The organism is Streptomyces sp. NPDC003327, from assembly GCF_053589515.1.
This window is the reverse complement of record NZ_JBSFSA010000055.1, coordinates 26,571-39,015: the sequence shown is the minus strand read 5'-3', so window position 1 is coordinate 39,015 and position 12,445 is coordinate 26,571. Positions and strand designations below refer to the sequence as shown.

At 73.2% G+C, this 12,445-nt stretch carries 11 protein-coding genes; 2 read left to right on the top strand and 9 right to left on the bottom strand.

Annotation, left to right across the window (positions count from 1 at the left end):
- Positions 1-425: 425 nt before the first annotated feature.
- The gene (locus ACWDVG_RS28545) at positions 426-1,433 is read right to left on the bottom strand and encodes a stage II sporulation protein M (RefSeq protein WP_451703322.1); all 1,008 of its coding nucleotides are present in this window, start codon (positions 1,431-1,433) and stop codon (positions 426-428) included.
- Between the two features lie 122 nt (positions 1,434-1,555).
- Here ACWDVG_RS28545 and ACWDVG_RS28540 point away from each other — a divergent pair, with 122 nt between their 5' ends.
- The gene (locus tag ACWDVG_RS28540; RefSeq protein WP_451703319.1) at positions 1,556-2,461 is read left to right on the top strand and encodes an RDD family protein; all 906 of its coding nucleotides are present in this window, start codon (positions 1,556-1,558) and stop codon (positions 2,459-2,461) included.
- Between the two features lie 12 nt (positions 2,462-2,473).
- On the opposite strand, the gene ACWDVG_RS28535 is transcribed toward ACWDVG_RS28540, so the two are convergent.
- From ACWDVG_RS28535 to ACWDVG_RS28500, 8 genes are all read right to left on the bottom strand, one after another.
- The gene (locus ACWDVG_RS28535; protein ID WP_451703318.1) at positions 2,474-3,088 is read right to left on the bottom strand and encodes a hypothetical protein; all 615 of its coding nucleotides are present in this window, start codon (positions 3,086-3,088) and stop codon (positions 2,474-2,476) included.
- 190 nt (positions 3,089-3,278) lie between these two features.
- On the bottom strand, positions 3,279-4,733 hold the full coding sequence (gene ahcY, locus ACWDVG_RS28530) for an adenosylhomocysteinase (RefSeq protein ID WP_451703317.1): 1,455 nt from the start codon (positions 4,731-4,733) through the stop codon (positions 3,279-3,281).
- Positions 4,734-5,055: 322 nt separating this feature from the next.
- The gene (locus ACWDVG_RS28525) at positions 5,056-6,021 is read right to left on the bottom strand and encodes a cation diffusion facilitator family transporter (RefSeq protein WP_451703314.1); all 966 of its coding nucleotides are present in this window, start codon (positions 6,019-6,021) and stop codon (positions 5,056-5,058) included.
- A 60-nt stretch (positions 6,022-6,081) separates the two neighbouring features.
- Positions 6,082-7,233, bottom strand: coding sequence for a mannose-6-phosphate isomerase, class I (gene manA, locus ACWDVG_RS28520; RefSeq protein ID WP_451703313.1), 1,152 nt, complete (start codon positions 7,231-7,233; stop codon positions 6,082-6,084).
- A gap of 281 nt (positions 7,234-7,514) precedes the next feature.
- A complete protein-coding gene (locus ACWDVG_RS28515) occupies positions 7,515-8,663 on the bottom strand; it encodes an SIS domain-containing protein (RefSeq protein WP_451703311.1) in 1,149 nt (382 codons plus the stop codon).
- Positions 8,664-9,029: 366 nt separating this feature from the next.
- Complete coding sequence (locus ACWDVG_RS28510) at positions 9,030-9,212, bottom strand: Trm112 family protein (protein ID WP_451703309.1); 183 nt, start codon at positions 9,210-9,212, stop codon at positions 9,030-9,032.
- 590 nt (positions 9,213-9,802) lie between these two features.
- Positions 9,803-11,167 (bottom strand): phosphomannomutase/phosphoglucomutase, encoded by a 1,365-nt coding sequence (locus tag ACWDVG_RS28505; protein ID WP_451703307.1) that lies wholly within the window; start codon positions 11,165-11,167, stop codon positions 9,803-9,805.
- Between the two features lie 81 nt (positions 11,168-11,248).
- Positions 11,249-11,680, bottom strand: a complete 432-nt coding sequence (locus ACWDVG_RS28500) for a DUF3499 domain-containing protein (RefSeq protein WP_451703330.1) — start codon at positions 11,678-11,680, stop codon at positions 11,249-11,251.
- Positions 11,681-11,989: 309 nt separating this feature from the next.
- Between ACWDVG_RS28500 and ACWDVG_RS28495 the strand changes: the two genes are divergently transcribed.
- Entirely contained in the window at positions 11,990-12,445 is a 456-nt protein-coding gene (locus tag ACWDVG_RS28495) for a metallopeptidase family protein (protein WP_451703328.1), read from the top strand.

Here is a 12,445-nt window from a genome sequence, read left to right as displayed (position 1 = left end):
GGTATCAACTAATCTGGCGTTGATTTTTGGCACGCTGTTGAGTTCTCAAGGTGCGGACGCTTCCTTCGTTCCTGTTTCCAGGCCCTCCGGGCGCTCCCTTCGTTTCCGACTCTATCAGATCTTTTCGATCCGATTTCCTCGGTGCTTTCCGGTCCCTTTTGCTTTCGCTCCGGGCCCTTCCGGCGGTTCCGACTTTATCAGATTCATTTCGGCCGACCGAATCGGTGGCTTTCGTGATTCGAATAAGGAATCGGGATGACTCCGTGGAATCGAATTCCCGACCGGAGTGAGTCAGACTCTACCCGCTGGCCCGAGAAGTATCCACTTCCTCGGCAACCGTTTGAATCTACCTCCCCACGTCCGCCGTGTCAACAGCTTTCGTGGGCACCGGAGGAGACTAGCAGGTTCGCGGGGGCCGACGCACATCAGGCGGCGGTGGGGAGGGCGGCGCTCCGGGAGGACTCTTCGAGATCGCCCGTGTGGCCCTCGCGGGTCGCCCGGCCGCCGAGGACGTAGACGTACGCCAGGAAGGCCAGCTCGGCGATGACGCCGATGGTGACCCGGGCCCAGGTCGGGAGGCCCGAGGGGGTGACGAAGCCTTCGATGAGACCCGAGACGAAGAGGACCAGGGCCAGGCCTATCGCCATGCCCAGGGCGGCGCGGCCGCGTTCGGCGAGGGCCGCGCGGCGGGTGGTGGGGCCCGGGTCGATGACGGTCCAGCCGAGGCGCAGGCCCGTACCGGCGGCGACGAAGACGGCGGTCAGTTCGAGGAGGCCGTGCGGAAGGATCAGGCCGAGGAAGACGTCGAGGCGGCCGGCGGACGACATCAGGCCGATCGCGACGCCCACGTTCAGCATGTTCAGGAAGAGGATCCAGAGCACCGGGATGCCGAGGAAGGCGCCCAGGACCAGGCAGAGGGCGGCGGCCTGGGCGTTGTTCGTCCAGACCTGGGCGGCGAACGAGGCGGCCGGGTGGCTGGAGTAGTACGTCTCGTACTGGCCGCCGGGGCGGGTCATCTCGCGGAGCTCGGCGGGGGCGCCGATCGAGGCCTGGACCTCGGGGTGCGTACCGATCCACCAGCCGATGAGGACGGCGAGCAGGGTGGAGAGGACCGCGGTGGGGATCCACCAGTGGCGGGAGCGGTACACGGCCGCGGGGAAGCCGGCGGTGAGGAAGGCGGCCGCGTCGCGCCAGGAGGAGCGGCGGGTACCCGTGACCGTGGCCCGGGCGCGGGCCACGAGCTGGGTGAGGCGGGCCGTGAGCATCGGGTCCGGGGTGCTCGACCGGATGATCGAGAGGTGGGTGGCCGTGCGCTGGTAGAGGGCGACGAGCTCGTCGGCCTCGGCGCCGGTCAGCTTGCCGCCGCGGCCCAGGAGCTGGTCGAGGCGGTCCCACTCGGCGCGGTGGGCGGTGACGTAGACGTCGAGGTCCATGATCGGCTGCTGCTCCAGGCACTGGCTGTGGACGGGTCCGTACTGCTGCGGCGCGCTCGGGGTCAGCTTGGCAGACTGGCGTTCGGTGGGGTCGGGAAGGTCGGCGAAGGGTGGGCAGGCGCGTGAGTGGGCTCGTGACGGGGGACGCCGTCGTACTGGGGTTGCAGCCCGCGCGGCTGCCGAGCCGGGCGCTGGCCCTGCTCATCGACGTGGTGGTGGTCGGGGCCGCGTATCTGCTCGTGATGGTCGGGGTGGCGTTCGCGTCGGCGGCGCTGGACGAGGCGGCGGTCGCGGCGCTGGCGGTCGCCGCCTTCGTGCTGGTCCTGGTGGGGGCGCCGATCGCCGTGGAGACGCTGTCGCACGGGCGGTCCCTGGGGAAGCTGGCGTGCGGGCTGCGGGTGGTGCGGGACGACGGGGGGCCGATCCGGTTCCGGCACGCGCTGGTGCGGGGGGCGATGGGGGTGGTCGAGATCCTGATGACCTTCGGGGTCGTCGCCGTGATCGCCTCGCTCGTCTCCGAGCGGGGGCGGCGGCTCGGGGACGTCTTCGCCGGGACCCTGGTCGTACGGGAACGGATGCCGGCGGCGCGGATCGCGGCGGTTCCTCCGCCGCCGCCCTGGCTGGCGGGGCGGTTCGCGGGGCTGGACCTGTCGGCGGTTCCCGAGTCGCTGTGGCTGGAGGTGCGGCAGTACCTGACGCGGGAGCGGGAGCTCGACCCCGTCGTGGGGCGGAGGCTCGCGGAGCGGCTGGCCGACGAGATGGTGGCGCGGACCGGGGCGCCTCCGCCGCCGGGGGTGCCGGCCGGGGCCTATCTCTCCGGGGTCGTCGGCGAGCGGCAGGCGCGGGACGCGCGTCGGGCCTTCGCGCCGGGCGGTGAACCGGGGCGCGGGGACACCGCGGGGGCGGGCGCCGCGCCGGCTCCGGTGGCGGCGCCCGTGCCGACCGTGGCCGCTCCGGCCGCTCCTTCCGCACCTGCGTCCGAGCCGGGCACCGGTTCCGGAACCACGGGGTTCGCTCCGCCCGCCTGAGCGGCGGCGGCGTCAGGGGAAGACCGAGGGCGGGGTCTCCAGGGCTTCGAGCTCGATGCCGGGGGCCGCGAGGACCACGTCGCCGGCGATGTGGACGGTGTGGCGCTCCCCCGTGTCCAGGGCGCTGACCTGGTACTGGTCGACGATCAGGGGGCCGTTGTCAGTGGCGTGCGCTTCACTTCTCAGCAGGGCCCAGGACTGGTCGACCGTGAGGGGTGCGAGCACCGGATCCGTGAAGGCGACGAGCCGGACGCGGGTCTCGGGGGAATCGGGGATGAGACGCAGGAGTCGCGTGAGCGCGACGAGGAACGCCGGGGACGTGCCGGTGAAGGCGTGGGCGCGCACATTGCCTTCGGTGGCGTGGGTTCCGGTGGGGTCCGTGCGGACCCAGGTGACGCCGTCGAGGGCCGCGCCGCGGACCTGCCAGCTCGCGGCGTGGAGTTCGAGTCGGATGGGGCGGCCGAGCTCGTCGACGGCCAGGTCGACGGAGCCGAGGTGGTCGCCCGAGGGGGTGGTCGTCCGGGAGACGTAGCGCCAGCCGGAGGGGCCGGGCGCGCAGTGGAAGTGTTCTTCACCGAGGGGGGTGTGATCGTGCGGATCATGGAGCGAATAGCGGCCGCGGGGCATGGGTCCTCGGGTGGCTTCCAGGGGCGGTAACGGGGAGCGGGGACGGAGCAGGCCCCCGGCACGGGGGTGCGGGGGCCTGCCTTGATCCTCTACTCCGCCACGTCCTTACGGGAACGTCCTCTGCGGGAACGTCCTCTGCGGATGTCCTGGGCGGCTGTGCGTCCGTGCGCGGGCGCCGCCGCCCGGGGCATCAGTAGCGGTAGTGGTCCGACTTGTACGGGCCCTCGACCTGGACGCCGATGTATGCGGCCTGCTCGGGGCGGAGGGTCGTGAGCTTCACGCCGAGCGCGTCCAGGTGGAGGCGGGCGACCTTCTCGTCCAGGTGCTTCGGGAGCGTGTAGACGTCGGTCGGGTACTGCTCCGGCTTCGTGAAGAGCTCGATCTGGGCCAGGGTCTGGTCCGCGAAGGAGTTCGACATCACGAAGGACGGGTGGCCGGTCGCGTTGCCGAGGTTGAGCAGGCGGCCCTCGGAGAGGACGATCAGGACCTTGCCGTCGGGGAAGGTCCAGGTGTGGACCTGCGGCTTGACCTCGTCCTTGACGATGCCCGGGATCTTGGCCAGGCCGGCCATGTCGATCTCGTTGTCGAAGTGGCCGATGTTGCCGACGATGGCCTGGTGCTTCATCTTGGCCATGTCGGCGGCCATGATGATGTCCTTGTTGCCGGTGGTGGTGATGAAGATGTCGGCGGTCTCGACGACCTCGTCGAGGGTGGTGACCTGGTAGCCGTCCATCGCCGCCTGGAGGGCGCAGATCGGGTCGATCTCGGTGACGATGACGCGGGCGCCCTGGCCGCGGAGGGACTCGGCGCAGCCCTTGCCGACGTCGCCGTAGCCGCAGACGACGGCCGTCTTGCCGCCGATGAGGACGTCGGTGGCGCGGTTGATGCCGTCGATGAGGGAGTGGCGGCAGCCGTACTTGTTGTCGAACTTGGACTTGGTCACGGCGTCGTTCACGTTGATGGCCGGGAAGAGCAGGGTGCCCTCGGACATCATCTCGTACAGGCGGTGGACGCCGGTCGTGGTCTCCTCGGTGACACCGCGGATCTCGGACGCCAGCTGGGTCCACTTCTGCGGGCTCTCGGCGAGGGTGCGGTTCAGGAGGCGGAGGATGTGGCCGTACTCCTCGCTGTCCGCGGTCGACGGGTCCGGGGCGGAGCCGGCCTTCTCGAACTCGACGCCCTTGTGGACGAGGAGGGTGGCGTCACCGCCGTCGTCGAGGATCATGTTCGGGCCGCCGGTGGCGGTGTTCGGCCAGGTCAGGGCCTGCTCCGTGCACCACCAGTACTCCTCGAGGGTCTCGCCCTTCCAGGCGAAGACCGGGACGCCCTGCGGGTTCTCCGGGGTGCCGTTCGGGCCGACGGCGATGGCCGCGGCGGCGTGGTCCTGGGTGGAGAAGATGTTGCAGGAGGCCCAGCGGACCTCGGCGCCGAGGGCGACCAGGGTCTCGATGAGGACGGCGGTCTGCACGGTCATGTGCAGGGAGCCGGTGATGCGGGCGCCGGCGAGCGGCTGCTGCTCGGCGTACTCGCGGCGGATCGACATCAGGCCGGGCATCTCGTGCTCGGCGAGGGTGATCTCCTTGCGGCCGAAGGCGGCCAGGGAGAGGTCGGCGACCTTGAAGTCCTGCTGCGCGGCAGTCGTCATGACTGTGCTGCTCCTCGTGGTTCGGGTGCGAGGGTCTGTTGAGGCGCCCGGCACCGCGCGTCGGGCGGCCACGGGCACACGAATGCCCGGCGTTTGCGCGGTGCAGTCGTCGGAGGCCCTCTCTCCCTCGGCCGGTCCGTGGGGACCGCCCGACCGCCATCAGCAGCGACGTCTGGCACTTCGAATCTACACCGCGCGGCGCGGCGACCCACAGTCCGCATCGGGTGGGTTCGGCCGGATCCTGTCCCTCGGCGGGGCGGGGGCGGGGACGGGCGAGGCCCCCGGAGCGGGGTGCTCCGGGGGCCTCGTCGTCGGGGCGCGGTCAGTGGCCGCTGCCGCCGGGGGTCTTTGCGGGGTTGGCGCCGTTGGCGGCGGCCGACTCGTCGTAGATGTCCGGCTCCAGGTAGATGACCCGGGCGATCGGGACGGCCGCGCGGATGCGGTCCTCGGCGGCGTTGATGGCGTGCGCGACCTCGGTGGCCGTCTCGTCGTGGCGTACGGCGATCTTGGCGGCGACGAGGAGCTCCTCGGGGCCGAGGTGCAGCGTCCGCATGTGGATGAGGCGGGTGACGGACCGGCCGTCGACGACGGCCTCCTCGATCTGCTTGACCTGCTCGACGCCGGCGGCCTCGCCGAGCAGCAGCGACTTGGTCTCGGCGGCCAGGACGATCGCGATGACGATGAGCAGGACGCCGATGCAGAGGGTGCCGATGCCGTCCCAGATGCCGTCGCCGGTGAGCAGGGCGAGGCCGACGCCACCGAGGGCGAGGATCAGGCCGACGAGGGCGCCGAGGTCCTCCAGGAGGACGACGGGCAGCTCGGGGGCCTTGGCCCGGCGGACGAACTCCTTCCAGGAGAGGCCGCCGCGGACGGCGTTCGACTCCTTGATGGCGGTGCGGAAGGAGAACGACTCGGCGATGATCGCGAAGACGAGGACGCCGACCGGCCAGTACCAGGCCTCGATCTCGTGCGGGTGCTTGATCTTCTCGTAGCCCTCGTAGATGGCGAACATGCCACCGACGGAGAACAGCACGATGGAGACGAGGAAGGCGTAGATGTACCGCTCGCGGCCGTAGCCGAAGGGGTGCTGCGGGGTCGCCTCGCGCTGGGCCTTCTTGCCGCCGAGGAGCAGCAGGCCCTGGTTGCCGGAGTCGGCGAGCGAGTGGACGCTCTCCGCGAGCATCGAGGACGAACCGCTGAAGACGAACGCCACGAACTTGGCTACGGCGATCGCGAGGTTGGCGGCGAGTGCCGCCACGATCGCCTTGGTTCCGCCTGACGCGCTCATGGGTCTACGTGTTCCCTTCGTCGATGCTCTGACACCGTGGTTCGGCCGGTCATTGTTGCATCAGGCCACGACGGTCGCGCGAAAGACCGTGCCCGCCCCGGACAGTTCGGTCGATTCGCCCGCGGGTACGAAGACGGAGTCGCCGGGCGCGAGGGTGACCTCGCCCGCCTTCGGGCGGCCCGCGACCGCGAGGAGGATCTGCGGGGTGGGGACGGTGAGGTCGGTCGGGGCGGCGCCCTCGGCCCGTACGAAGCGGGAGAGGCGGAACTCGTCGATCGGGGTCTCGTAGACCTCCTCGCCCGTCGGGGAGGCCTCGGGGCGCAGGACGCCCGGCTCGCCCGGCTCGAAGCGGACGACGCGCAGCAGTTCGGGGACGTCGATGTGCTTGGGGGTGAGTCCGCAGCGCAGCACGTTGTCGGAGTTGGCCATGAGCTCGACGCCGAGGCCGGCGAGGTAGGCGTGCGGGACGCCGGCGCCGAGGTAGAGCGCCTCGCCGGGCTGGAGCCTGACGTGGTGCAGGAGCATGGCGGCGAGGACGCCGGGGTCGCTCGGGTAGTGGTGGGCCAGGCGCGCGTACGGCTCGTGGGCGCCGCCGAGCCGGCCGGCCGCGGCGGCGGCCTCCGTGACGGTGTGCGCCATCTCGGCCGGGTCGGCGGTGAGCAGGGCCGTCAGGACCTCGCGGAGCGCGGCTTCCTCGGGGTGGGCGGCGAGCAGGTCCACGTACGGCTTGAGGGAGTCGACGCCCAGCGCGGCGAGGAGATCGGCGGCTTCGAGGGGGGCGCGGAAGCCGCAGAATCCCTCGAAGGGGGTGAGCGCGCAGATCAGTTCGGGCTTGTGGCTGGCGTCCTTGTAGGTGCGGTGCGGGGCGTCGATCGGGACGCCCGCCGCCTCCTCGGCGGCGAAGCCGGCGCGGGCCTGGTCGAGGTCGGGGTGGACCTGGAGGGAGAGCGGGGCGCCGGCGGCGAGGACCTTGAAGAGGAACGGCAGGCGCGGGCCGAACTTCTCGACGGTGCGCTCGCCCAGTTCGCGTACGGGATCGGCGTCGATGAGCCGGTTCAGCGGACCGCGCTCGGTGCGCGAGGGGGCACCGGGGTGGGCGCCCATCCACATCTCGGCCTGCGGCTCGCCGGTGGGGGCGACGCCCAGGAGTTCCGGGATGGCCGTCGTGGAACCCCAGGCGTAGGGACGGACGGTGTTGACGAGGCGGTCCATGGTGCCTTCCAGCTCCTCGGATGGATGACGGTGTGTCGGATGCCAGACGACAGGGGGTGGGTGAAGGTCGGGTGACGTCCAAGGGGGCCGGGGGGTTGAGCGGCCGGGAACGTCGAGGGGCCGGGGCCGGTGTTCATGGGCCGGGGCTCGGGCTTGCGGGGCCGGACCGAGGGCGCGGGCCGAGGGTGGGGGCCCGGGGTGGGGGCCGGTGGCGGTCCTGGCCGGCGGGGTGGCGGCTCGGGGTCGGTGCTCGGGTCGGTGCTCGGCGTCAGTGTTCGGGGTCAGTGGGCGATGCGGGCCCGGGACGCCAGGGCGAGGTAGACGGCCGCGAAGTCGGTTACGGCGACGAGTTCGGCGAGGGTCTCCAGGTCGTCCCCCTCCTCCGGTTCGAGCTCGCTGATCGCCGTCTCGTGCCCCAGCGCGAGTTCGCGGGCCGCCGGGGCCGCCGTCAGGCCGTCGCCCAGCCGGTCCCGCAGCAGCACCACCCGCGCCCGCAGGGCCTGCGGCTCCTCGACGCGGTCGCGGAAGAAGTCGTCGGGGTCGGCGCCCGCCGCGTAGTCGCCGGCCAGCAGCATGCCGTGGGCGGGCAGGGCCTCGGGGAGTTCGGCCGCGAGGGCCGGGAGCCCGGCCAGTTCGGCCAGGACCGCGGCGAAGCGGCGGCCCGTCGGGCCCGCGGCGGTGCCCTCCGTCCAGACCAGCGGCAGGGAGTCGGCGAGCTCGGCGGCGAGGGTCTTGGCCGGGTTGCTGTACGTGGCGATGGCCGGACCGCAGCGTTCCGCCGTGCGGTCCAGCCGGTCCGCGACCTTCTCCAGGGCCTCCGGCGGCGCCTCCAGGAGCCCGACGCGGTCGAGGAGGGCGAGCAGCGGGGTGAACAGGGCCCAGAGCGCGCCGGGGCTCGCCGCGAGGTTCTCGCCGTACTCGTCGGGGCTCTCGTGCGGGCCCATCGCAAGCGGGACGAACAGGCCGCGCGGGCCGCCGACGGCCTCGGCGAGCGGGGAGCCGTTCGGGGCGACGGCGACGACGGCGACGCCGCGGCGGTAGGCCTGCTCGGCCAGCAGCGCGAGGCCCGGTTCAGAACCGTCGGTCGTCGGCAGGAGCAGCAGGTCCACGGAGCCGGCCCAGCCGGGGAGCGCCCAGCGCAAGGCGCCCGCGGCGGGGGCGACGCCGGTCGGCTGGAGCCGTACGACGGGGGCGGCGGCGCCGGCCAGGGCGCCGATCAGGTCCGCGACGCCGGCGGCGGCGGTGCCGGGGCCCGCCACGAGGACGGTGCGCGGGCGGCCCTCGGGGCGGAGGTCGGCGATGCCGGCCTCGGCCGCGTGGCGGGCGGCCGTGCGGACCCGCGCGCCTGCTTCGGCGGCGCCGCGGAGCAGACCGCGGCGGTCGGCGACGGCGAGGGCTTCCGGTGCGTCGAGGAGGGTCTCGTCCAGCATGGGGCCTCCGGGGGCGGTGCGTGCGGGTCGGTGAGCGTACGGGCGGGCCGGGCGGGTGGGGCGGTGCGCCCGGGGCGCGCCGGTGCGTCGCCGTACGTCCCGGACGTCCGTACGTCGCGGGCGCCGGGGCGCGGCCCGTACGAGAGCCATCCTGCCTGGCGGGCCCGTGACCGGGAACCACCCCGCTCGGCGAGCCCTCCCGAGAGAGTCTCCCCTGTTGGGGGGCGGCGGGCATGCCGACGGGAGGGGGGCGAGGGCCGGGGGCTCGGGGGCGGCGGCCGGGTGGCCCCGGAGCGGTTCGTGTGCGGCAGCCGGGGGCTTGGTGCGGGTGCGGGTGTGCCGGCTGCCGCTGTTGCCCGTGGGGCGTCAGGACGGGCGGCGGGCCTCGTCCGTCAGGAGGACGGGGATGTCGTCGCGGACGGGGTAGGCGAGCCCGCAGGACGCGGAGGAGCACTGGAGCTCCGGGGGCTCGGCCGTCGTCCGGTCGGTGAGGGGAGCGTGGCAGGCCGGGCAGGCCAGGATCTCCAGGAGGCCGGCTTCGAGCGGCATGGGGTGTCCCTTCGTACCTACGGGGGGTGTGGCGGTCAGCCTACCGCCGGGGCGGGGGGCTGCGGCGTGCTGGTGGCTTGGCCCCGGGGGCGCCGTCCGGGGCCCTGCGCGGGGCCGGGGCCGTCCGCCCTCGGGCGGGCCGCGGGTTGTCGCGCCGCGCTCGCGGCGGTGCGGGTTACGGCACCGGGGCCTGGGCCCGGCAGGGGCGCCGTCCCGTGTGCCCACCCGTCCCGCCCTGCGGGACGAATGCCCACAACGGGGCGACGGCGGGCCAGGGCCCGCGCGGGCGCGCGGGGCGGCGACGGGGCCGGCCCGCTCCCGCCAGGGCCGCAGGTTCCCGCACCGCGCTCGCCGTGCGGGCTACGGCACCAGAGCCTCGGCCCGGCACGGGCGCCGTCCCGTGTGCCCACCCGTCCCGCCCAGCGGGACGAATGCCCACAACGGGGCGACGGCGGGGCCAGAGCCTGCGCGGGCGCCGTCCACGACGGGGTGACGGCGGGGCCACGGCCTGCGCGGGCGCCGCCCGCAACGAGAGGCACAAGCCCGCCGCCCGCACGCGGGGGGTGACGTCCGCGCAGGGGGTGGCGGGGTCAGGACTGGGGGCGGATCAGGGTGAGGACCTCGTCGCGGATCTTGGTCATCGTGGCCTCGTCGCGGGCCTCGACGTTCAGGCGGAGGAGGGGTTCCGTGTTCGAGGCGCGGAGGTTGAACCACCAGTCCGTGGAGGTGGCCGTGAGGCCGTCGAGGTCGTCGAAGGTGACGTCGGCGTTCTCGAAGGCCGCGCGGACCTTGGCAGTGCTGGCCGCCTGGTCGGCGACGGTGGAGTTGATCTCGCCGGAGCCGGCGTAGCGGTCGTAGGCGGAGACCAGCTCGGAGAGCGGGCCGTCCTGGCCACCCAGGGCCGCGAGGACGTGGAGCGCGGCGAGCATGCCGGTGTCCGCGTTCCAGAAGTCCTTGAAGTAGTAGTGCGCCGAGTGCTCGCCGCCGAAGATCGCCCCGGTCTTCGCCATCTGCTCCTTGATGAAGGAGTGGCCGACGCGGGTGCGGACGGGGGTGCCGCCGTTCTCGCGGACGACCTCGGGGACGGACCAGGAGGTGATCAGGTTGTGGATGATCGTTCCGCCAGGGGTCTTGGCGAGCTCGCGGGCGGCCACGAGGGCGGTGATCGCGGACGGCGAGACGGGCTCGCCGCGCTCGTCGACGACGAAGCAGCGGTCGGCGTCGCCGTCGAAGGCGAGGCCGAGGTCGGCGCCCTCCTCGCGCACACGGGCCTGGAGGTCGACGATGTTCGCCGGGTCGAGGGGGTTGGCCTCGTGGTTCGGGAAGGTGCCGTCGAGCTCGAAGTACATCGGGACGACGTCCAGCGGCAGGCCGTCGAGGACGGTGGGGACGGTGTGGCCGCCCATGCCGTTGCCGGCGTCGACGACGACCTTCAGCGGGCGGATCCCCGTCAGGTCGACGAGCGCCTTGAGGTGGGCGGCGTAGTCCGCCAGGGTGTCCTGTTCGGTCACGGTGCCGGGGGTGGCGGCGGCCTCGGGGGCGCCCTCCCGGGACCACTGCTCGACGAGGGCGCGGATCTCCGCGAGGCCGGTGTCCTGGCCCACGGGCGCGGCGCCGGCGCGGCACATCTTGATGCCGTTGTACTGGGCCGGGTTGTGGGACGCCGTGAACATGGCGCCGGGCAGGTCCAGACTGCCGGACGCGAAGTACAGCTGGTCGGTCGAGCAGAGCCCGATCAGGGTGACGTCGGCGCCGAGGCGGGTCGCGCCGCGGGCGAAGGCGGCGGCGAGGCCGGGCGACGAGGGCCGCATGTCGTGGCCGACGACGATCGCGCTCGCGTCCGTCACGCGTACGAAGGCCGCGCCGAACAGCTCGGCGAGCTCCTCGTCCCACTGGTCCGGCACCACTCCGCGGACGTCGTACGCCTTCACGATCTGCGACAGATCGGCAGTCACGGATCCCACCCTCCTGAGTTCTGGCACGCGTGTGCGGCGCGTGTACGAATACGAGCGCCAAACTACCCGGATTCGCCCGGATCAGTTGTCGGGGGAACGCAGGACGCGCAGGTGCCCGCGGCGTCCGACCTCCATGGGGTCGCCGCCGCGGCCGCCGGGCTTGCCGCCGGCGCCGGCCGCGCGCTCCTGGGGGCGGGCCGCCTCCCGTACCGCGTTGGCCAGGGCTTCGAGGTCGTCGCCGCTGGGGCGGCTCGGGGCGGAACCGTCGGAGAGCCGCACGACCTCCCAGCCGCGCGGGGCGGTGAGGCGCTCGCTGTGCTCGGCGCACAGGTCGTAGCAGTGGGGCTCGGCGTAGGTGGCGAGCGGGCCGAGGACCGCAGTCGAGTCGGCATAGACGTACGTCAGTGTCGCGACGGCAGGGCGGCCGCACGCGGTGCGCGAACAGCGACGTACAGGGCTCACGACGTTGGACGGTACCGCACTCTTGACCGGGCCGCGACGACTCTCCCTCAGGTCACTCCACCGTGTCGCGGTGTGACGTCCGCCACCCCCCTTCGAGTGGTGCGGGGTCTGACCTGCGCGGGAGGGGGTGCGCGGGGGTGGGGGCAGGGGGTGATCCGGACACTCTTAGGTATGAATCCGGTCAACCAGGGCCGGATGGCCGATCGCGAGCGGCCGTCGAGTCGTGCCCTGCGTCGGCTGGAATGTTCAGGTTTCGACAGCTGGCGGGAGTGCGCCAGGGGCGGCGCGGGCCGGAAGTCCCGCCGTGGCGGGGACGTGCCACGGTGCGGAAAGACCCGGGAGGGTTACGCTGCGTCAGTGATGGACAGTCCTGTGCCGCCGAGCCCCTCGCACCGTCCCGCGGAGCCCCCGTCGGAGCCGCGGGTACGTCGCCGCGACCGGCACGGCAGAGGGATGCGGGGGCCGGTCGCGCCGCCGCAGGTGCCGCTCTCGACGAGCCGGGCCGACACCTTCCGCGATCTGGTCCTGGACTCGGTGGAGCGGCTGGAGCGCCGTTGGCCGCAGCTGGCGGACGTCGAGTTCATGGTGATGGAGGTGCCGCCGCCCGTGTCGGGCGAGACGGTGCCGCTGGGCGGCTCGGTGGCGGCCGAGAAGAACGAGCCGGCGAGGGTCGTGGTGTACCGGCGGCCAGTCGAGATCCGTTCCAAGAGCCGCGACGACCGGGCGCTGCTCGTCCACGAGGTCGTCGTCGAGCAGGTCGCCGAGCTGCTCGGTCTCTCCCCCGAGTCGGTCGATCCCCGGTACGGGCAGGACTGA